Source organism: Sphingomonas aerolata (assembly GCF_003046295.1).
GTDB classification, from domain to species: Bacteria; Pseudomonadota; Alphaproteobacteria; order Sphingomonadales; family Sphingomonadaceae; genus Sphingomonas; species Sphingomonas aerolata.
Genome location: NZ_PZZN01000001.1, coordinates 1,277,236 through 1,297,945 on the forward strand (window position 1 = coordinate 1,277,236; position 20,710 = coordinate 1,297,945).

The following is a 20,710-nucleotide window of genomic DNA, read 5'->3' on the forward strand; positions in this document are numbered from 1 at the left end:
GCGCGCTTCCCCTAGCGAGGCCACATGAAAAGACTTGCTGTGTATTGCGGGTCGGCGACGCCGGCTGATCCCCTGTATATCGAAGGCGCACGCGCGCTGGGGCGGACCTTTGCCGAGCGCGGAATCGGCCTTGTCTATGGCGGTGGCCGCACCGGCCTGATGGGCGCGATCGCCGACGGTGCGCTCGCGGGTGGCGGCGAGGTGATCGGCGTGATCCCGCAGGCGCTGGTCGATGCCGAAGTCGCGCATCGCGGGCTGACCGAGCTCCACGTCGTGCAGGGGATGCACCAGCGCAAGCAGATGTTCACCGACCTGTCGGACGGGTTCGTGACGATCCCCGGCGGTACGGGCACGATGGACGAGCTGTGGGAGGCGCTGAGTTGGGCGCAGCTCGGCTATCATGCGGAACCCGTCGGGCTGCTCAACACCGCGGGCTATTACGACCATCTGATCGCGTTCTGGGACAAGATGGGCGAGGTCGGCTTCCTGCGACCGCAGCACCGTGATCTGCTGATCGTCGCGGATACGCTCGACCTGCTGCTCGACCGGATGGCGGAGCATGTGCCGACACAGCCGATCGTCCGGATGAACGCGTCGGATCTGTGAGCGTCTTCGCATCTGACTTGAACCTGCACCACCCCGGCGAATTGGGGGACATCAGTTGGTGAGCGTTGCGCGTCGTTACTCCGGCCTTTCCGATTGGGCCCCGGCCATCGCCGGGGTGTTAGTAAAGGTGGCGGCATGACCTCCCCCTCCCCCACCCGCGAAGCGATCGTCGCGACGGCGAAGGAGTCGATCGCGCGCGGCTCGAAGAGTTTCGCAGCCGCCAGCCTGTTGTTCGACAAGCCGACGCGCGAGCGTGCGTGGCTGCTCTACGCCTGGTGCCGACGGTGCGACGATATCGCCGACGGGCAGGATCACGGGCACGGCATGACCGTGGTCGACGATGCCCCGGCACGGCTCGTCACGCTGTCCGCGATGACCGAGCAGGCGCTGGCGGGCGAGGTCGTCGGCGAACCCGCATTCGACGCGCTGCGGATCGTCGCGGCCGAGACGCGGATGCCCAAACGGTACGCGCGCGATCTGGTCGAGGGCTTCGCGCTCGATGCGCGCGAGTGGCGACCGCGCTCCGAAAACGACCTGTACAAATATTGCTACCATGTCGCGGGCGTCGTCGGCTGCATGATGGCGATCGCGATGGGCGTCGATCCCGACGACGAGGACACACTCGACCGCGCCTGTGACCTGGGGATGGCATTCCAGCTTGCCAACATCATGCGCGATGTCGAGGAGGATGACCGGGTCGGGCGCTGCTACCTGCCCGAAGACTGGCTCGTCGAGATGGACTTTCCGCCCGGCCAGCACATGAAGCCGCCATTCCGCGCGCGCCTCGCGGTGCTCACGAAACGGATGGCGGACCGCGCGGCGGCGTTCGAGGCGAGCGCACGGGAGGGCACGCCCGCGCTATCGTTCCGATCGGCCTGGGCCGTGCTGTCCGCGGCCGGTATCTATGGCGCCATCGGGCGGACCGTCGCAGCGCGTGGCGAGCATGCCTGGGATCACCGCGTTACGACGTCGGGGGCGCAGAAGCTGGGGTTTATCGCGAAAGCCGCGCGGGAGGCGGCGGCGCGGGAGCGGTTGTATCCGCGTACGCCGCGCGATCCGAGGCTGTGGACACGACCGCGATAGCTTAGTCTTTCACCCCTCATCCGTTCGCCTTGAGCGAAGTCGAAGGGCCTCCGTTCGGGACCTGTGCTTCGACTTCGCTCAGCACGAACGGGGAAGAGAGAGCGAAGGTGACGAACTCAAACTCGCTCGAACCAACATATCAGCCCCGGGTCTTGGCCTTGCCTGTCACGGCGATCTGCGCGCCCGCGGTGCGGCAGTTGGCACCGATCATTGGATAGGGGACGTCGGTGTTCTGCGCGAGCTGATCGGGAAGCGCCGCGCGGCACTGCGCCATCGTTTCGTACCGCGCTGGCACGACCCGTGCCTCGGTGCAGTTCATATTGCCGTCACTGCAACCCATGATGGCCATGACGTAGAACAGCGGTTCCATTTCATTCTCCAGTGGATCGCCGTGCCCGGCGTTGGACACGGTATGAAAAGCGACGAAGTGGCAGGATTGTTCCGCCAACCGCTTTCGCCGGGGCTTGACCACGCCTACATCACCACCAGCAATGCCCCCTGATACCTACACCTCCACCCGCGCGGACCAGCCGTTGCTGCCGACGCTGCGCCGCTTTCTGCCATTCCTGTGGCCGGCGGGGCAGCCAAAGCTGAAGGCGCGGATCGTCGTCGCGATGCTGCTCGTGATCGCATCGAAGCTGGTGCAGGTCTTCGGTGCCGCGTTCACGCTGAAATATGCGGTCGATGCGATGGCGGGGAACGACCGCGGCGCGCTGACGCTCGTCGTGCTGCTGGTGATCGGATACGCCGCATCGCGGTTCGGCACGACGCTGTTCGACAATCTGCGCAACGCGGTGTTCGAGCGGGTCGGACAGGACGCGTCGCGGCGGCTGGCGGCGCAGGTGTTTCGCCATCTCCATGCGCTGAGCCTCGATTTCCATTTGTCGCGCCGAACTGGCGCAGTGACCAAGGTGGTCGAGCGCGGGACCAAGAGTATCGATACGATGCTCTATTTCCTGCTCTTTAACATTGCGCCGACGCTGTTCGAACTCGTGCTGGTGCTGGGCCTGTTCTGGACCAAGTTCGGCTGGCCGCTGGTCGTCGCGACGGTCGTGATGGTGGTCGGCTATATCGCGTTCACGCGGATGGTCACCGACTGGCGCAATGCGCTGCGCGCACGCATGAACGACCTGGATACCGGTGCCGTCGCGCATGCGGTGGATTCGCTGCTGAACTTCGAGACGGTCAAGTATTTCGGCGCGGAGGAGCGCGAGGCGAAGCGCTATGACAGTGCGATCACCGCCTATTCCGAAGCCGCGGTGAAGAGCGAGAATTCGCTCGCATGGCTGAACCTCGGCCAGGCGCTGATCACCAATCTGATGCTCGCGGGCGGCATGGGCTTCGTCGTGTGGCGGTGGAGCCGGGGCGAGGCGTCGGCGGGCGACGTGGTCTTCGTTTCCACGCTGCTGGCGCAGCTATTCCGGCCGCTCGACCTGCTCGGCATGGTGTATCGCACGATCCGCCAGGGCGCGCTCGACATGGCGGCGATGTTCGACCTGATCGACACGCCCGCTTCCGTCGTCGACGTGGCCGACGCCCCCGTGCTGGCGGTCAGCGCGGGTCATGTCCGGTTCGAGAATGTCTCGTTCGGTTATGATGCGGGCCGGCCGATCCTGCGCGATCTCGAGCTCGACGTGCCCGCGGGATCGACGCTCGCGGTGGTCGGGCCGTCGGGCGCGGGCAAGTCGACGCTCGCGCGGCTGCTCTACCGCTTCTACGACCTGACGGGCGGGCGGATCACCGTCGACGGACAGGACATTGCGCAGGTCCGCCAGGCATCGCTGCGCGCGGCGATTGGGATCGTCCCGCAGGACACGGTGCTGTTCAACGACACGATCGGCTACAACATCGCCTATGGCCGTGAGGGGGCGGAGATACCCGAGGTCGAGACGGCGGCGAAGGGCGCGGCGATCGCGGGCTTTATCGAGCGCCAGCCGCTTGGCTATGCGACGCGCGTCGGCGAGCGTGGTCTGAAGCTGTCGGGCGGCGAGAAGCAGCGCGTGGCGATCGCACGCACGCTGCTGAAGAACCCGCCGATCCTGATCCTCGACGAGGCGACGTCCGCGCTCGACAGCCGCACCGAGGCGGAGATCCTCGACACGCTCGAGGCGATCGAGCGCGGTCGCACGACGATCGTGATCGCGCACCGGCTGTCGACCGTGGTCCATGCGGACCAGATCGTCGTGCTGGAGGCGGGGCGGATCGTCGAGAAGGGCACACATGCCGAGTTGCTGCGGCGCGAGGGCGTGTATGCGGAAATGTGGAACCGGCAGGCGCAGGAGCGTGCGGGTGATGACGCGGGGGCGCTCGCGGCGGAATAGCGTCGTCCCACCGTCTTCCACCCCGGCGAAGGCCGGGGCCCAGTTGGCAGACGTCGATAACGAAGGACGTCGCTCCGTTACTGCACCCTCTCCAACTGGACCCCGGCCTTCGCCGGGGTGGTGTATTGTGCGAGCCTAGCCAGTTACCCGCACGTGAGCCGTACCTGCTTCTGCGGCCTGTCGAACACGATCGTGGAGCAGTGATCGAGCACGTCCGCGCCGAGCGTCAGGCGGTCGTGTTTGGGGTCGCACTTGCCCTTGGCGGTGACGACGATCTCGTCGGGGTCGGGTGGTGCGGCGTCGGCTTCGGGAATCGACACGGCACTGCCGACGTCGCTGGCGCGGACGCCGAGCGTCGACAGCATCAGCGGGCCGACCGGGAGCGCGGTGGCGAGCATCATCGTGCGCACCGGCCGGACGATGCCGAAAGCGATTTCGACGGGCTCCAATGTACCGACGAGCGTGCCGCGCTGCGCCTCGGCGATCAGCGACGCGGCGTTGGCGGTGACCGTGGTGCGCGGGTGATAGGGATCGAAGCGGACGCGCACTGGCTGGCCGCCGATCATGATCTGCGCGAATTCGCCCGACAGCCGTCCGAACAGGCCGCCGCCATCGACCATCGGCAGTGCGACCGTCCGTTCGCTCGCGCGCGGCGCGTGGAGGGCGATACGCACGACGGGTTCGGGGAGCGACCCCGGCCCGATGCTGCCATCGCCGACGGTCGCATAGACACGCCCGATCCAGCGACCGTCGGCAGACCCTTTTTTGGGACTGGGAAAGCCGACCCGGCGTTTCACGCGGGTGGCGTCGAACGTCATCGGCCGCACGGTCGTGGCCTGCATCGCGCCCTTTCCGCCCACCGAATAGCCGATTTCCATCATGCCGCCTTTCAACCTAAGCCGGTCGGCGGCGGCGGTGGTCATGAGGACCAGCCCGGGCGCGCCAGGATCGACGCGGAGCGTGACCGGCCTGCCGTCGATCGTCGCGGCGATCATGCCACCGACCGGCACGTCTCGCACCGCCACAGGCTTGTCCGCAGCGAAGCCCGCGCTGCCGATCGGGACGAGCCCGACCAAGACGAGCGCCGTGGCACCGCTCCGCAAACCAAAGCCTTTCATGCCACCTCCACCAATCGATCGCGAGGGGTGTTGCACATCGCTCGACGACCGCAACCGCATTCGCCACGAGTATGAATGTATGCCTCCCCGGCGGAGGCCGGGGTCCAGTTGGGAGACGTTGCTGACAAAGGACGTCCCGTCGTTACGACCACCTTTCCAACTGGGCCCCGGCCTCCGCCGGGGAGGTGCATGCTATCTGGTCGGGATGACAGACCCTGGTGCACCGGCGCGATAAGGCCCGCGCTATCCTCGACATCGCAGCGGGGATCGCTACCTAGACGGCGATGGCACTCGACCCCCTTCCCGATCTCCAGCGCATCTTCGGCTTTCCTGATTTTCGTGGCGTGCAGCGCGATGTCGTCGACCGCGTGCTCGCGGGGCAGCGGACTCTGGCGGTGATGCCGACCGGTGCAGGCAAGTCGCTGTGCTACCAGTTGCCGGCAACGATGCTCGAGGGGACGTGCGTGGTCGTGTCGCCGCTGATCGCGCTGATGCACGACCAGCTGCGTGCCGCGACCGCGGTCGGGATCAAGGCGGCGACGCTGACCTCGGTCGATACAAATCGCGAGGAGACGATCGCGCGGTTCCGGGCGGGCGATCTCGACCTGCTCTACGTCGCGCCCGAGCGGGCCTCGAACGAGAGTTTCCGCAATCTGCTGTCGCAGGCGAAGCTCTCGCTGTTCGCGATCGACGAGGCGCATTGCGTGAGCGAATGGGGACATGACTTCCGGCCCGACTATCGGTTGCTCCGGCCGCTGCTTGACAGCTTTCCCGATGTGCCGCGGCTCGCGCTGACCGCGACGGCGGATGCGCACACGCGCGCGGATATCCTCGAACAGCTGGGGATTTCGCGCGAGGGGCTGATCGTGTCGGGGTTCGACCGGCCGAACATCCGCTATGCGATTTCGACGCGCGACAACGTCAACCGGCAGATCGCCGACATCCTCGAGAAGATCCCGGGGCCGGGGATCGTCTATGCGCAGACGCGCGCGGCAACCGAGAAGCTCGCCGAGGCGCTGGGGCGCAGCGGGCGGCCGACGCGCGCTTATCATGCCGGGCTCGATCCGCAGGTCCGTGCGAAGAACCAGGCGGATTTCGTCGCGAGCGAGGACATGGTGATCTGTGCCACGGTCGCGTTCGGGATGGGGATCGACAAGCCCGACGTGCGCTTCGTCGCGCATGCCGGGCTGCCGAAATCGATCGAGGCCTATTATCAGGAGACGGGGCGCGCGGGGCGCGACGGCGATCCGGCGATCGCGCATCTGTTCTGGGGTGCGGAGGATTTCGCGCGCGCGCGCCAGCGGATCGGCGAGGTCGAGCCCGAGCGGCAGGCGGGCGAGCGCCAGCGGCTGACCGCGATGGGTGGGCTGGTCGAGACCGCAGGGTGCAGGCGCCGCATCCTGCTCAAGCATTTCGGTGAGGAGCGGCTGGAGGATTGCGGCAATTGCGACAATTGCCTCGGCAATGTCGACGCGGTGGACGCGACCGAGACCGCGCGGAAATTCCTGTCGGCGGTGTTCCGGACCGGGCAGATGTTCGGCGTCGGCTATATCGAGGGCATCCTGACCGGCGTGTCGTCGGAGCGCAGCCTGATGAACGGGCATGAGGCGTTGTCGGTGTACGGGATCGTCGAGGGCGACGAGGTGGCGTTGCTGAAACCGGTCTCGCGCGCGCTGATGTTGAAGGATGCGCTGCGCACCAATCCACACGGCGGGCTCGAATTCGGGCCTGCGGCCAAGGCGATCCTGAAAGGCGAGGCGGCGCTGTCGGTGATCGTGCCGCCCAAGCGCGAGCGGCGGCGCAAGGCGGCACCGGGGGCCGTGCCGAACCCGGTCGACGATCCGCTGTTCGAGGCGCTGCGCGTATGCCGCCGCGATCTGGCGAAGGACGCGGGCGTTCCACCCTATGTGATCTTCCACGATTCGGTGCTGCGTGACATGGCGGCGCAGCGGCCCGCGTCGCGCGCGGCGCTCGCGGTGCTATCGGGCATTGGCGCGCGCAAGCTCGACGCCTATGGGGATGCCTTTCTGGCAGTTATCCGCGAGTCCGCATGATCCGGCACATCAACGAAAGCATTTCGGTCGCGCCGCAGATCGCGGTCGAACAGGTCGCGGACATTGCCGCGGCGGGGTTCAAGACGATCGTCAACAACCGCCCCGACGACGAGGATGCGGGACAGCCTTCGGGCGACGCGATCCGTGCGGCGGCCGAGGCAGCCGGCCTGAACTATGTCGCGATCCCGGTGACGCATGCGGGCTTTTCGCATCCACAGATCGACGCGATGACCCAGGCGCTGACCGAGGCCAAAGGCCCCGTCCTCGCCTATTGCCGGTCGGGCACGCGGAGCTGCAATCTGTGGGCGCTGGCCGCGGCTAAGGCGGGGCGCAATCCCAACCTGCTGCTCGCGCAGGCCGAGGACGCGGGCTATGACCTGCGCGGGATCCGCCCGATGCTGGACGCGCTCGCAGGGCCGCGATGATCCCGATCGCGCTCGGCCCCGCGGTGATCGGGGCTGCGGTCGCGGCATTGGTGGCGTCGGTCGGCGGTATCGGCTGGGCAACGGCCCGGAAACGGCGCGTGATACGGATCGAGACCGCCGAGGAGGCCGCCGAGGCGGCGCAGGCGCAACTGCCGGGCTTTGCCGTGTCAGGGGCCGTCGTCGGCGCCGATGGGCGCGGTGCGCTCGCCGTCGCGGACGATGGCCGTGTCGCCGCGGTCAAGCGTGTCGGCAAGCGGATCGCGGTGCGCGAGGTCACCTGGCGGACGGTGCGCGCGACGCAGGAGGGAATCCTCGTCGAGACCGGCGACCGGACGCTCGGCGCGGTGATGCTCTCGCGGGTCGACGTGCTCGATATCCGGCGGCTGGCTCCCAGGAACATCGGCGTCTAGCGGCCACCCTGCCGGCACCGCGATCGACACGCAAAAAAAGACCCGGTGCGTTGTGCGCACCGGGCCAGGTTGTCCGCAGGAGGAACATCGTGGGTGCGGGCTCGGGCGGCCCGCTACCGAACAGGGTCAGTTATAGGCACGCTCGCCATGCTCGCCGATGTCGAGACCCTCGACCTCGACTTCGGGCGAGACGCGCAGGCCGGTGACCGCCTTGGCGATCAGGATCGCGATCACGGTGCCAACCGAGGCCCAGATGATCGTGACGAGAACCGCCTGGATCTGCACCAGCAGCTTGGCGCCGATCGCATAGTCGGCGGCACCCGGGCCACCGAGCGACGGCGCATAGACCACCGCAGTGCCGATCGCGCCGACCATGCCGCCGATGCCGTGGATGCCGAACGCGTCGAGCGAGTCGTCATAGCCGAGCAGCGGCTTGATCTTCGACACCGCCATGAAGCAGATCAGCGAGGCGATCGCGCCCAGCACGATCGCGCCGAACGGGCCGGAATTGCCCGCTGCCGGCGTCACCGCGACCAGCCCTGCGACGATGCCCGAGCAGAAGCCGAGCGCCGACCCCTTGTGACCCGACAGCCGCTCGGCAAGCATCCAGAACAACGCGGCCGACGCAGTCGCGACGAAGGTGTTGATCATCGCCAGTGCAGCCGACCCGTTCGCCTCGAGCGCGGAGCCGGCGTTGAAGCCGAACCAGCCCACCCAGAGCAGCCCGGTGCCGATCCCGGTCATCACCAGCGAATGCGGCGCCATCGGCTCCTTGGGATAGCCGATCCGCTTGCCGAGCATCAGTGCGGCGACCAGCGCGGAGACGCCTGCGTTGATGTGGACGACGGTCCCGCCCGCGAAATCGAGCGCGCCGGCCTTGAAGAAATAGCCCGATGCGGCCCAGACCATGTGCGCGATCGGGAAATAGACGATCGTCAGCCAGACCAGGCCGAACACCATCACCGCGGAGAATTTCATCCGCTCGACGACCGAGCCCAGCACCAGTGCGATCGTGATCGCGGCGAAGGTCATCTGGAAACAGACAAAGACATATTCGGGAATTTCGACGCCCGCGGTGAAGGTCGCCGCCTGCGAGGCCGGGGTGATCCCCTTGAGGAACGCCTTGTCGAGACTGCCGATGAAATTGCTGAGCAGCGGATTGGTCACGTCGGGACCGAAGGCCAGCGTATAGCCCCACATCACCCAGATGAGCATCGCGAGCGCTGCGACCGCGCCGATCTGCGTCATCGTCGAGAGCATGTTCTTCGACCGGGTGAGACCGCCGTAGAACAGCGCGAGACCCGGCAGGATCATCATCAGGACGAGGATCGTCGAGGTCATCATCCAGGCGGTATCGCCCTTGTTGACGGTGGCGACGACGGGCGCGGCCGCGGGTGCGACGACCGTCTGCGCAAAGGCGGGCGCGGCGGCGACTAGCGCGGCACCGAACCCCAGAACCGCCGCGGCGGCTGTCTTCATGTCATGCTTCATCGTGTCCCCCTCCCCTCAGAGCGCCGAGTCGTCGGTTTCGCCGGTGCGGATGCGCACCGCCTGGCTGACGTCGACCACAAAGATCTTGCCATCGCCGATCGCGCCGGTGTTGGCGGATGCCTGGATCGCCTCGACCACGCGATCCACCAGGCTCGTCGCGCACACGACCTCGACCTTGATCTTGGGCACCATGTTGGTCGTGTATTCGGCACCGCGATAAATCTCGGTCTGACCCTTTTGCCGGCCGAACCCCTTGACCTCGGTGACCGTCATGCCCGCCACGCCGAGCGTGGTGAGCGCTTCGCGCACCTCGTCGAGCTTGAACGGCTTGATGATGGCAATGACGAGTTTCATCGCGCCCCTTCCCCTTGTTACGTCGAACACAACGCAACGACCGTGCCAGTTTACCGGCAGGGTGCGGGACGGGGCGGGGACGGCGTGCCAGGCGCGCCGGGCCGTTAGAAACTGTGCAGCGCGCGACGATTGCCTTAAAAACGGGCAGCGCGCCGTCGGGCAGTTTTCCGGTCAGCGGTCGGGAATGATCGCGCGCGCCTCGGCGAAATCGTCGGCATCGACCATCACGCGGACCGGGATCAGCAGATCGCTGCCGTCGCCGATCGCCATGTCGCCGTCGAACACGATCGCGGCAATGCCCTCGCTTTCGAGCCGACCGGCGATGATCAGCGCCTCGTTGCGGCTGTAGCGGCCAAGCTCGGCGAGACTCATCGGGCTGCACCGGTCGCGGCGGGTGCGATGGTCGGCACGCGCGTCGGCAGGCCGTCGATGCTGCGCGGATGTTCGGCCCATTCGGCGAGCCGTTCGGCATCGCTCTGCCCGGCATGATATTTGGACAGTGTCTGGCGTTCGCGATCGAGCGTCATGACGGGCACGCCCCAACCGCAGCTCGTCTGCACCTGATCGACCGCGATCTCGAAGATCTGCCGCGTACCCGGCAACGGCGTGAACTGCGCATAGAGCGCGTCCCAGCGATCGTCCTGCGGCAGCACCGCGGTGCCGTGCCCATAGATGCGGAAGATGAGCGCGGGGCGGTCGAACGCGCAGAACATGATCGTGATGCGTCCGTCGGCAGTGAGATGCGCATTGGTCTCGTTCCCCGAGCCACCGACGTCGAGATAGGCGACGGTGCCAGCGTCGAGCACGCGGAAGCTGTCCATGCCCTTCGGGCTGAGGTTGATCCGCGCACCCTCGGCCGCGGTCGCGACGAAGAACACGGGCTGGCGTTCGACGAACGCGCGGTGCGCGTCGGTAAGGGCGGGGAAGAAGTCCATGGCAACACCCTATCAGGACCACCGCTCAGACGCGAACGGTGAACCGCTTTTCCAAGCCACTGAAAACGCAATTTGCGAATCGGTCGCAACGCTATTGCAAATCAGTCGCGACAACAGTAGCGAGTCGGAAAGGGGTTTTTCATGTCCGATCGTCGCTTCGCCCGCCTGCTGCTAGCCGGCACCATTCTCACGGCCGCGCTGTCCGCAACACCGGCCTGGGCCGGGTCCGCCCCGGATGACACGACCCCCAACGCGTCTGTGGCAGCCGCAACAAGCACCGACGAGTCTGACGCGTCCGACGCGTCCGACGCGTCCGACGCGTCCGAGCCGCAGGATCACGGCGTGATCGTCGTGACCGGCGAGAAGGCAACGACGATCGCGTCGTCGGGGACGAAGAGCGCAACGCCGATCGTCGAGACGCCGCAGTCGATCAGCGTGATCAGCGCCGCCGACATTGCCGGGCTGGGGCTGCAGAACCTCAATCAGGCGCTGCGCTTCGTCGCGGGCGTGACACCCGAGACGCGCGGTGCATCCGCCGAGGTATACGACCAGTTCAAGCTGCGCGGGTTCGACGCACCGGTCTATCTCGACGGCCTGCGCCAGTTCGGCAGCGCGACCGGCTATGCGGTGCCGCAGGTCGACGTGTCGCGGCTCGATCGGGTCGAGATTATCAAGGGCCCGGCGTCGGTGCTCTATGGCCAGTCGAGCCCGGGCGGTCTGGTCGCGGAGGTCAGCAAGCTGCCGCTCGACCGCGCCCTCTATGGCGCGGTCAGCGGCACCTATGGCAGCTATGACCTGTACCGCGTCGACGCCGATATCGGCGGGCGCGCGGGGAACGACGTGCTGTGGCGCATCTATGGCAGCGCGAACGGCGCCGACGACCAGCAGACCCAGGGTCAGGGCAAGCGCGAACGCCAGACGATCTCCGCCGCGGTGACCGCCGGCGCGGGCAGCAGCACCAGCTTCACGCTGCTCGGCGCCTATTCGCACGATCCGTTCAATGGCAATTACGGGGTGTTCCCGACGCTCGGGACGCTGATCGACAACCCGGCAGGCAAGATCTCGACCAAATTCTATGGTGGCGAGCCCGGGGACTTCTTCCGTCGCGAACAGGCCGCGCTGACCTATATCTTCAATCACGATTTCGGTAGCGGCTGGGCGCTGCGCTCGTCGGGGCGCTATCAATATGTGAAGAGCCGGATGGGGCTGGTCTATACCAGTGGACCCGCGGTCGATCCGCTCGCGGTAGCGCCGACGCTGTATGCCCGGTCCTCCTATTCGACGCGGGAGCAGCTCAACAACTGGACGTTCGACAATCAGCTGACGGGCAAGGTCGTCACTGGCCCCGTCACGCACAACCTGTTGTTCGGGGTCGACCGTCAGGTCGCGCATTCGGCGGGGCTCTCGGCCTTTGGCGGCGGGACGCCGATCGACGTTTTCAACCCGGTCTATGGCACGATGCCCACGCCGCAGACGCCAGCCGATGTCCAAGGGTCCTTTGGCATCGGCTCGGCCAATGTCCGCCAGCGCCAGCAGGGGATCTATGCGCAGGACCAGATCGCGGTCGGCGGGCTGCGCGTGACGCTAAGCGGCCGCCAGGACTGGGCCCGCCAGGCGCGCGACGGCCAGGCGCAGAAGGACGAGAAGTTCACCTGGCGCGCGGGCGCGCTGTACCTGCTGCCGTTCGGGCTTGCGCCCTATGCGAGCTACTCGACCTCGTTCCAGCCGGAGAATGCGCTTCTTAGCGACGGCAGCCCCGCGAAGCCGTCGCTCGGCAAGCAGATCGAGGCGGGGGCGAAATATCAGCCGACCGGCACGTCGATCCTCGTCACCGCGGCCTGGTTCCGGATCGAGCAGACCAATGTCGTCGTGTCCAATCCCGATTTCACCGCGGAGCAGATCGGCAAGGTGCGGTCGCAGGGTATCGAGGTCGAGGCGAGCGCGCCGCTGCCCTACGGGTTCAATGCCAAGCTCGCGTATAGCCGCCAGCGCGTGAAGAAGGTCGAGGACGTCGTTGCCGCCAATATCGGCCTGCCGCTCGCGACGGTCGGGCGCGGCGGGATCTCGGCGAACCTTGAATGGGCGCCGACCGAGGGGCCGGCATCGGGCTTCGCGATCGGCGGCGCGGTGCGGCACGTCGACAAGACCTATGCCGATTTCTATTCGGACGGCGTCGCGCGCTATTCACCCGCCTATACGGTGTTCGACGCGCTGCTGCGCTACGATCTGGGCAAGCTCAGCCCGCGGCTCGCCAATGTCGATCTCGGCGTCAACGCGACCAACCTGTTCGACAAGAAGTATCTGACGAGCTGCTTCGCCAACTATGCCTGGTGCTGGTACGGCAACCGCCGCACCGTGCAGGCAACGATCGGGTATCGCTGGTAACGGGCCGCTCGACCCTGCGCAGGCGGTTTATACGCAGGTCGATGGCACATCTTGGCGTGTCGGCCGTTCAGCGGTCCGAGCGCATTCGTTCCGGATGCCGTCCAGCATAGGAGTTTAGCATGAACACGACGACCTTGAAGGGTGAAGGCCAGGATCTGCTCGGTTCGGTGAAGCAGGCAGCAGGCAATGCAACGGGCGACAGCTCGCTCCAGGCCGGCGGCGTCGCCGATCAGATTGCAGGCACTGCGAACAAGGCGATCGGCACCGCGACCGACACTGTCGCCCCGCTCGCCGACAAGGCGCGTGCGTTTGCCAAGGATCGTCCGTTCGCCACCGCGGCGCTGGTCGGTGTCGTCGGCATCGCGCTGCTCAACACGCTGCGCGGCAAGTGATCAACCGGGGCCGCGTCCACGCGGCCCCGCTGGTCGGAGGATCCCGGCGGTGTCGACACGGGGCGAATGCCCTGTGAGACGACCCGCCGACCTCTGGATCGGCACCAATCGCGGCGGGCTGCACCCCCTGCGACACGGCGATGGCTGGTCGACCGGCATGCCTTATCCTGACGCGATAAACGTGTCCTTCGGCGTCCATTCGCTGCGCCATGACCTCCATTATCTCGTCGACGAGCGCGATGACGGCGCGATCGGCGTGTATCGCGCGACCGCCGACGGCTGGCGACAGATCGCCCGCGTGGCGGTCGATGGGAACGCGCCTTGTCATCTCGCGCTGAGCCACGACCAGAGCCTGCTCGCCGTCGCCAATTATGCGAGCGGGAGCGTGTCGATCCTGGACCTCGATTCCAACGGCCTGCCGATCGCGCCAGCGCACATCTTTGCCCATAGCGGATCTGGTCCGAACCGCGAGCGTCAGGCGAGCCCGCACGCACATTGGGTCGGGTTCGATGCCGATGATCGCTGGCTCTATGCAACCGATCTGGGGACCGACGAGATCCGCGCCTTCGCGGTGGCGCCGGCGCCGGGCGGCAACCGTGTACGGGCGGCCGGCACAGCCTTTCACGCGCCAGCGGGGTCGGGGCCACGCCATCTGTTGCTGCATCCGCATGTGCGGCGCGTGGCGTATCTTGCCAACGAACTTGCGAACACGCTGACCGTGCTGGTCGGCGGCGAGGGTCGGTTCTCGGCGGCGAGGACCGTGTCGACGCTGCCCGAGGAGTATGAGGGTCCGAGCATCGTCGCGCATCTGGCGATCAACGCGGCGGGGGACCAGCTCTATGTCTCCAACCGCGGGCATGACAGCATCGCGGTCTTCGCGCTCGACGCGAAAGGCGACCCGCGGCTGATCCAGCATGCACCGGCCGGGGCGGCGTATCCACGTCATTGCGTGCTGTTGGAGGACGAGGGCCTGATGGTGATCGCGAACGAGAAGGACGAATGCGTGACGCTGCTGCCGATCGACGCGGACGGGCTGCTCGGGCCGCATGTCGCCCGGGTCGCGGTTCCGGGGGCGGCGTTCGTCCTGCCCCTCTAGGCTGCGCGTCTGCGCTCAGCGATAGGCGAGCGTCCAGCCGGGCGGCAGATAGTCGGTCGACATGTAATAATAGAAGAGGCAGCTGCCATCGGCGCGGTAGGTGCCGCCCTTGACGAGGCCGAGTGCGACCTGCCCTTCGAAAACCGGCGCGCCGCTGTCACCCGACTTGCATGTCGGCCCCTCGACCGCGACCCAGGTCGGCAGGCACGCGCCGCCGCACAGATCGCCCGCGGGGGCAAAATCGACCATCGCGACCGGCGCACAGCTATAGCCGGTACGCTCGCCGCGGTGACAGACGAAGTCGCCCGCGCGCGTGCTGGTCCGGTTGCGCCACGTCGCGACGGTGCGGAGCCGGGTCTTGGCGGTATCGGCGAAGAAGGCGGGCAGCCGTGGCGCAGTCGCCGGCAGCGCGGGCGCCCGATTGATCTGGACGTCCTGATACCCCCAGCCCCATTGGCCGACATAGGGCAGCGCGATCGCCCGCCGCTCCGTGCCCGCCGGCGGCCGCCCGACATAATCGAGCGTGTCGGGACAATGCGCGGCGGTGGCGATCGCATCCGCGACGCCATCGGTGACGACGAATCCCGTCGTGCAGATATAGCGCCGGCCGTCGACCGTCCCGACCACCCGCCCCCCGCCCGCGACGTCCGGCATCACGGTCACCGCGTCGACAGGCGGGATCGTCGCCACTGGGATCCCGGGCACTGTGGCGCCCGGCGTGGCCGTTACGCTCGTCTGAAGCGCCATCGGCAGCATCGGGCGATCGCTGGCTTCGATCCGCACGGGAACGCCGGTCATATCGGCGAACTTCGCGGTAAGTGCGCCATCCCGGTCGAGCGCAAGGTCCGCGGTCGCGACCATCACGACGAGTGTACCCGTTCGCTGATCCGCTCCGATGCCGGGGGGATGCGGAAGCGCAGCGCGGATCGCCGCCTGGAAGGTGCGGATCTGGCCGAGGATCCGGTCGAGCGTGGCCGCCGCGCCGGTCCGGAACACCAGCGGGACGCTCATCCCCCCCGCCTCGACGACGCGGTCCGCGACCGGGTCGGTGCCGGTCAGCAGCACCACGATCCGGTAGGCCGGGTCATGCTCGACCGCGATGCCCGCGAGTCGATCCGCGAATTCGCGGCGCAGCGCATCGGTGACAGGAATCGTCGCCGCCTGCGCCCGCATCCGGTGGAGCGCGACATCGAGCGGCACGCCGAACCGCCGCGCATATTCCGCCGCGTCCTGCATCGCCGCATCGACGGGGAGCTGAAGTTGCAGGGCATCGACCGGGACCGGGACCGGCGTCGACACCGACGCGATCGGTGATGGCACGGACGGTGCGACACTGGTCTGTGCCGCACCAGCCGGCGTCGCGAACCCCAACCCCGCTACCAGCGCTCCGACCAGCCCCGCCTGCATCCATCTCACTGTCATGATCGGCAAACGTCCAGTTTTAGGGGCCAGCACCGGGTCGCGGGCCGTGTGCCACGACCGCCCCTGACCCCGACCCCGCCTAGCGCACCGGCGCGGTGTCGCGCGAGACGGATTTTAACGCGCGTCGCGCGCACGCCCCCGCGGGATCGCCGCCATTGTGCCCTAGGTTCGGCGGTGCAGCACTGCGCTGCGATTACAAAGGAATGCCACAGTGACTCTTGCTTTACCCGCCCGACATTTCTCGCCGGCCCCCAGGCCCGCAACCGCGACCACAGCCGGGATCGCGGCCCCCGCCCCAACCCCGCCGCTGTTCGCGCTCGACCAGCTCGAGGTGACGTTCGACCCGCAGGCCGACACGCTGTGGACCTATATGCGGCCAAGGACGCGGCCGAGCTTCAACCCTGCGCTGCTCGCGGACTTTGGTCAGTGGCAGGCCGATATCCACAGCGCCCACACCTCCGGGGCGATGCCGATTCGCTATCTCGTGCTCGGCTCGCGATTCCCCGGCGTCTTCTCGCTCGGCGGCGATCTCGACCTGTTCGCACAGCATATCCGTGCCGGTCACCGCGAGGCGCTGGTCCAATATGGCCGCGCCTGCGTGCAGATCCTGCACCGCAACCTGCGCGGCCTCGATCTGCCGATCGTGACGATCGGTCTGGTCGAGGGCGATGCGCTGGGCGGCGGGTTCGAGGCGCTGCTGTCGTTCAACGTCGTCGTCGCCGAACGCGGCGCGAGCTTCGGGCTTCCCGAGACCGTGTTCGGGCTGTTCCCCGGCATGGGGGCGCACTGCTTCCTGTCGCGGCGTCTCGGCGCGGCGCGGGCCGAGCAGATGATCCTCAGCGGGCGCAACTACAGCGCGGAGGAGCTCTATGATCTGGGTATCGTCCACGCGCTCGCCGACCCCGGCCAGGGACGCCGGGTGGTCGAGGATTATATTCGGCAAAACCGGCGTCGCCACAGCGGGCATTGCGCGATCTACGAGGCGTCGCGCGCGGTCAATCCGCTGACGCTCGATGAGCTCGAGGCGGTGGTTGACCTGTGGGCGGACGCCGCGCTGCGCCTCAGCGAAGGGGATCTCAAGCTGATGCGGCGGCTCGTCGCGGCGCAGACTCGTCTGCTCGACAAGCCGAAAGGCTGACGGACATCGCCCCCGGCCCTCAGGACAGCGCACGCATCCTGGGGGTTTCGTCGGCAAGCAGGTTCGCCACCTGGCTTGCCGACATCGGGCGCGCGAGCAGGAAACCCTGCACCGCGGTGCAGCGGGTGCGACGCAGCTGCGTGAGTTGGGTCTGCGTCTCGATACCCTCGGCGACGGTCTGCATGCCGAGCGTCGCGGCGAGATCGACCACCGTCTGGATGATCGCCATCGACGCGGGATTGTCGTCGAGCGCGGTGATGAACGACCGGTCGATCTTGAGCGTCTGGAACGGAAATTTGGTGAGATAGCCGAGCGACGAATAGCCGGTGCCGAAATCGTCGAGCGTGGTGCCGACCGCCATCCGGTTGATCGCCGACAGCGCCGCCAGCGATGCGTCGATATCGTCGAGCAACACCGATTCGGTCACTTCGAGATCGAGCCGCCCCGGCGCGAGCCCAGTAGCGTCGAGCGCGTCCTTCAGCACCTTGGCGAGCCCGGGCGACAGGAGCTGGATCGGCGACAGGTTGACCGCGACGCGCACCGTGTCCGGCCAGTCGCGCGCGTGACGGCAGGCCTCGCGCAGCACCCAGGCGCCGATCTCGACGATCAGCCCGCTCTGCTCGGCGATCGGGATGAATTCGGCTGGCGACACGCTGCCGTGGCACGGGCTGTCCCAGCGCAGCAGCGTCTCGCACGACAGGATGCGATGCGTCGCCAGATCGAAGATCGGCTGGAAGGCGAGCCACAGCTCGCCGCGCGCGATCGCGCCGTGCAGGTCGCTGGTCAGCGCGCGGGTCCGTTCGATCTTCTCGTCCATCACCGGCTCGTAGAAGCAGAAGGCGCCCCGGCCGCTTTCCTTGGCGCGGTAGAGCGCGAGATCGGCGTGTTTGAGCAGCGTGTCAGCGTCGCCCCCGTCGATCGGTGCGATCGCCACGCCGAGCGAGGCGCCGACCGTCAGCCGACGCCCGGCATAGGCCACGGGCTGTGCGACGAGGTCGAGGATATGATCGGCGATCGTGCGGGCATCGTCGCGCGCGCTGATCGCGCAGACGACCGCGAACTCATCGCCGCCCAGCCGCGCGACGATCGCGTCGCCGGCCACCCCGATGGTGCCCCCATCGGTGACGAACGCGGTCTGGAGCCGCTGCGCAACCTCGGTCAGCAGCACGTTGCCCGCCAGGTGACCGAGCGAATCGTTGATCTCCTTGAACCGGTCGAGATCGATCCAGTGGATCGACAGGAGCTCACCGGTCGATTCCAGTCGGTGCAGCCGCCGCTCGAACCATTCGCGAAACGCGGTGCGGTTGGCGACCCCGGTGAGGTCGTCGCGTCGCGCGAATGCGGCGTGATGCTCGGCGAGCGCGGTCTTTTCACTCGCGGCGATGGTCGCGCCGAGGATGGCCTCATAGGTCTGCAGCGTGATGTCGATCATCGCCAGCACGAACAGGATGATGACGACCGCGAGCATTGCGTTGAGCGGCTCGCCCGACAGGAAGAGCCCCGCCGCGAGCGGCAGCGACGCGAGGCAGAGCTGTGCGAGCGCGATCGTGGGCCGGCCCGCATTGCGTCCGGCAATCCCCGCCGCATAGCCGATCGCCGTCGTCACCGAGAGGAGATGAAGCACGCCGTCCGCGGTCCGGGTCAGCGTCAGCAACCCGAACATGCCGAGCAGCGCGGAAAAGGCGAAGGCGCCGATGCGGTAGTAAAACTCCCATTGTCCTGCCCGCGGGCGCTCGGCGGCACCCCGATCGACGGCAAATACGTCAGCATCCTGCTGATCGGGCACGCGCTGGACGATGCCGATGATCCGCAGTGCGGCGACCAGCCCAATCAGCACCGCGAAGCCGGCAAGCCAGCGATCGCCACTGGTGACGGCCACGACCGTGGCGATACCCGTGCTCGTCAGCGCACCGATCACCAGCGACTTGGGTGAGGCATAGAGCGAGGTGACCAGAGTCGCCCGGACGTCCGCGGCGACCGCGTGATCCGAGTGGCGAAGCTGCCTCAACCGGGTAATGAAATGCGTCATGGCACCTTCGAACAGACTGTAACCGTAGGGTAAAGCGGTTAAGCAAACGCTACGATCCCGCGCGCGGGCGGTTCGCCGCAATGGGGTTCAGCTTCGACCGGGTGTCCGCTAGCAGGGATAATGATCCCAATCGCACCGCGTTCCGATACGCCCGGCCTGCTGGCCGCCCTCGCGCTGTGCGCCATGCTCGCCGGCTGCGGCACAACGCGCTACCGCCCGGTCAGCGACTATCCGGTCAAGATCGGCCGCCCCTACAGCGTACGCGGCACGACCTACCGCCCCGCCGATCTGCCAGCCTATGACGCGGTCGGCATGGCGAGCTGGTATGGCCGGGAATCGGGCAACCAGACCGCGAACGGCGAACGGTTTCGTGTGAAGGGCATTTCTGCCGCGCATACCGTCCTGCCGCTGCCAAGCTATGTCGAGGTCACTGCGCTCGACACCGGCCGGACGATCCTGCTGCGGATCAACGACCGCGGGCCGTTCACGCCCTCGCGGCTGATCGACCTGTCACGCGGCGCCGCCCGGCTGCTCGGGATCGAGCGCCTCGGCCGGGCCGCGGTCCGCGTCCGCCGCGTCGAGCCCGACGCCAAGGACCGGGCGCGGCTGCGGGCCGGCAAGCCCGCATCGGCGAGACCCGATACCTCGCCCGACGAACTCGCCGCACTGCGCGCGCGGCTGACGGATCAGTCCTTCCAGGCCCAGTAGAGCTGTGCCGGGGGCACGTTCCACCATTCCATGTCGTGATCGATCGATTCGAAATGCGGGGTGAGGAAATCCTTCACCTTCGGGCTGAACTGATAGACCAGGAACGCGCCGCCGCTGCGCAGCACCGAATGCGTGCCGGCGGCGATCGCCGGACCGACGCCGGGGGGCAGCGTCGAAAATGGCAGGCCCGAAAGGACATAGTCGGCCGACTCGAAGCCGTGATCGGCGACGATCTTTTCGACATCGGCCGCCGATCCGAGCACCGCCGAAAACCGCGGATCGGTAATCGTGTGGCGCAGATAGCGGATGAAATCGGGGTTGGTGTCGATCACGATCAGCGTCGCGTCGGGCGCCATGCGGTCGAGAATCGGGCGGCAGAAAGTGCCGACGCCGGGTCCATATTCGACGAACACCTTGGTGTTGTCCCAGTCGACCCGGCCGAGCATCTTGCGGATCAGCTTGTCCGAGGACGGCACGATCGAGCCGACCATGACAGGGTGTTTCAGGAATTCGGTGAAGAACATCTGCCACGGGGAGGGCACGCCGGCGGGGCGGGTGCGCGCGCGCCGGGCGGCTGTGGTCGGACTGGGCATCGTGTTCCTTACGATCAGGGATCCCGCGCGCACGCGAGGCTTTGAGCCCCCCGTCGCACGGATTCCAAACGTGTTTCAAGGCCTGCGGGTTGCATCACGCGACGAACCGCGCCGAACGCGACCAGTGCCCGGTGCCGCAACCCGCGCTTG

20 protein-coding genes are annotated in these 20,710 nt (G+C 67.4%); 11 read left to right on the forward strand and 9 right to left on the reverse strand.

What is annotated here, in order from left to right; all coding sequences use genetic code 11:
* The first annotated feature begins 24 nt into the window (after positions 1 to 24).
* Complete coding sequence (locus C8J24_RS05935; protein ID WP_107930953.1) at positions 25 to 606, forward strand: LOG family protein; 582 nt, start codon at positions 25 to 27, stop codon at positions 604 to 606.
* A gap of 135 nt (positions 607 to 741) precedes the next feature.
* Positions 742 to 1,689 (forward strand): phytoene/squalene synthase family protein, encoded by a 948-nt coding sequence (locus C8J24_RS05940; RefSeq protein WP_107930955.1) that lies wholly within the window; start codon positions 742 to 744, stop codon positions 1,687 to 1,689.
* Positions 1,690 to 1,828: 139 nt separating this feature from the next.
* On the opposite strand, the gene C8J24_RS05945 is transcribed toward C8J24_RS05940, so the two are convergent.
* Complete coding sequence (locus tag C8J24_RS05945; protein ID WP_235516396.1) at positions 1,829 to 2,161, reverse strand: hypothetical protein; 333 nt, start codon at positions 2,159 to 2,161, stop codon at positions 1,829 to 1,831.
* A gap of 19 nt (positions 2,162 to 2,180) precedes the next feature.
* Here C8J24_RS05945 and C8J24_RS05950 point away from each other — a divergent pair, with 19 nt between their 5' ends.
* Entirely contained in the window at positions 2,181 to 4,010 is a 1,830-nt protein-coding gene (locus tag C8J24_RS05950; protein ID WP_107930958.1) for an ABCB family ABC transporter ATP-binding protein/permease, read from the forward strand.
* A 143-nt stretch (positions 4,011 to 4,153) separates the two neighbouring features.
* Here C8J24_RS05950 and C8J24_RS05955 read toward each other — a convergent pair whose 3' ends face one another.
* Positions 4,154 to 5,128, reverse strand: a complete 975-nt coding sequence (locus tag C8J24_RS05955; RefSeq protein ID WP_107930960.1) for a hypothetical protein — start codon at positions 5,126 to 5,128, stop codon at positions 4,154 to 4,156.
* 284 nt (positions 5,129 to 5,412) lie between these two features.
* On the opposite strand from C8J24_RS05955, the gene recQ reads away from it, so the two are divergent.
* The 3 genes from recQ to C8J24_RS05970 are packed head-to-tail and all read left to right on the forward strand — an operon-like array spanning position 5,413 to position 8,017.
* Positions 5,413 to 7,182 (forward strand): DNA helicase RecQ, encoded by a 1,770-nt coding sequence (recQ, locus tag C8J24_RS05960; protein ID WP_107930963.1) that lies wholly within the window; start codon positions 5,413 to 5,415, stop codon positions 7,180 to 7,182.
* On the forward strand, positions 7,179 to 7,607 hold the full coding sequence (locus C8J24_RS05965; RefSeq protein ID WP_056406725.1) for a protein tyrosine phosphatase family protein: 429 nt from the start codon (positions 7,179 to 7,181) through the stop codon (positions 7,605 to 7,607). The genes recQ and C8J24_RS05965 overlap by 4 nt, the downstream gene beginning before the upstream one ends.
* A complete protein-coding gene (locus C8J24_RS05970; protein WP_056406723.1) occupies positions 7,604 to 8,017 on the forward strand; it encodes a hypothetical protein in 414 nt (137 codons plus the stop codon). Before C8J24_RS05965 ends, C8J24_RS05970 begins: the two co-directional genes overlap by 4 nt.
* A gap of 126 nt (positions 8,018 to 8,143) precedes the next feature.
* Here C8J24_RS05970 and C8J24_RS05975 read toward each other — a convergent pair whose 3' ends face one another.
* The 4 genes from C8J24_RS05975 to C8J24_RS05990 form a co-directional block, all read right to left on the reverse strand.
* On the reverse strand, positions 8,144 to 9,496 hold the full coding sequence (locus C8J24_RS05975; protein WP_031394700.1) for an ammonium transporter: 1,353 nt from the start codon (positions 9,494 to 9,496) through the stop codon (positions 8,144 to 8,146).
* Positions 9,497 to 9,523: 27 nt separating this feature from the next.
* Positions 9,524 to 9,862 carry a P-II family nitrogen regulator gene (locus C8J24_RS05980; protein ID WP_031439291.1) on the reverse strand — a complete coding sequence of 113 codons (339 nt, stop codon included), beginning with the start codon at positions 9,860 to 9,862 and terminating at the stop codon, positions 9,524 to 9,526.
* Positions 9,863 to 10,033: 171 nt separating this feature from the next.
* Positions 10,034 to 10,234, reverse strand: coding sequence for a putative signal transducing protein (locus C8J24_RS05985; RefSeq protein ID WP_031439290.1), 201 nt, complete (start codon positions 10,232 to 10,234; stop codon positions 10,034 to 10,036).
* Positions 10,231 to 10,797, reverse strand: coding sequence for a pyridoxamine 5'-phosphate oxidase family protein (locus C8J24_RS05990; protein WP_107930966.1), 567 nt, complete (start codon positions 10,795 to 10,797; stop codon positions 10,231 to 10,233). The genes C8J24_RS05985 and C8J24_RS05990 overlap by 4 nt, the downstream gene beginning before the upstream one ends.
* 141 nt (positions 10,798 to 10,938) lie before the next feature.
* On the opposite strand from C8J24_RS05990, the gene C8J24_RS05995 reads away from it, so the two are divergent.
* The 3 genes from C8J24_RS05995 (at position 10,939) to C8J24_RS06005 (ending at position 14,670) form a co-directional block, all read left to right on the forward strand.
* On the forward strand, positions 10,939 to 13,182 hold the full coding sequence (locus C8J24_RS05995; protein ID WP_107930968.1) for a TonB-dependent siderophore receptor: 2,244 nt from the start codon (positions 10,939 to 10,941) through the stop codon (positions 13,180 to 13,182).
* Positions 13,183 to 13,301: 119 nt separating this feature from the next.
* Entirely contained in the window at positions 13,302 to 13,574 is a 273-nt protein-coding gene (locus C8J24_RS06000) for a CsbD family protein (RefSeq protein ID WP_031396253.1), read from the forward strand.
* Between the two features lie 73 nt (positions 13,575 to 13,647).
* Complete coding sequence (locus tag C8J24_RS06005) at positions 13,648 to 14,670, forward strand: lactonase family protein (protein WP_107930970.1); 1,023 nt, start codon at positions 13,648 to 13,650, stop codon at positions 14,668 to 14,670.
* 15 nt (positions 14,671 to 14,685) lie between these two features.
* Here C8J24_RS06005 and C8J24_RS06010 read toward each other — a convergent pair whose 3' ends face one another.
* Complete coding sequence (locus C8J24_RS06010; protein WP_244180443.1) at positions 14,686 to 16,092, reverse strand: hypothetical protein; 1,407 nt, start codon at positions 16,090 to 16,092, stop codon at positions 14,686 to 14,688.
* A 211-nt stretch (positions 16,093 to 16,303) separates the two neighbouring features.
* On the opposite strand from C8J24_RS06010, the gene C8J24_RS06015 reads away from it, so the two are divergent.
* Complete coding sequence (locus tag C8J24_RS06015) at positions 16,304 to 17,230, forward strand: crotonase/enoyl-CoA hydratase family protein (RefSeq protein ID WP_042466417.1); 927 nt, start codon at positions 16,304 to 16,306, stop codon at positions 17,228 to 17,230.
* A gap of 19 nt (positions 17,231 to 17,249) precedes the next feature.
* Here the strand turns inward: C8J24_RS06015 and C8J24_RS06020 are convergent, their stop codons facing one another.
* A complete protein-coding gene (locus C8J24_RS06020; RefSeq protein WP_107930974.1) occupies positions 17,250 to 19,259 on the reverse strand; it encodes a putative bifunctional diguanylate cyclase/phosphodiesterase in 2,010 nt (669 codons plus the stop codon).
* Between the two features lie 120 nt (positions 19,260 to 19,379).
* Here C8J24_RS06020 and C8J24_RS06025 point away from each other — a divergent pair, with 120 nt between their 5' ends.
* Entirely contained in the window at positions 19,380 to 19,967 is a 588-nt protein-coding gene (locus tag C8J24_RS06025) for a septal ring lytic transglycosylase RlpA family protein (RefSeq protein ID WP_166746526.1), read from the forward strand.
* Here C8J24_RS06025 and C8J24_RS06030 read toward each other — a convergent pair.
* Complete coding sequence (locus tag C8J24_RS06030) at positions 19,946 to 20,560, reverse strand: class I SAM-dependent methyltransferase (protein ID WP_031394390.1); 615 nt, start codon at positions 20,558 to 20,560, stop codon at positions 19,946 to 19,948. The genes C8J24_RS06025 and C8J24_RS06030 overlap by 22 nt on opposite strands.
* Positions 20,561 to 20,710 lie beyond the last annotated feature (150 nt).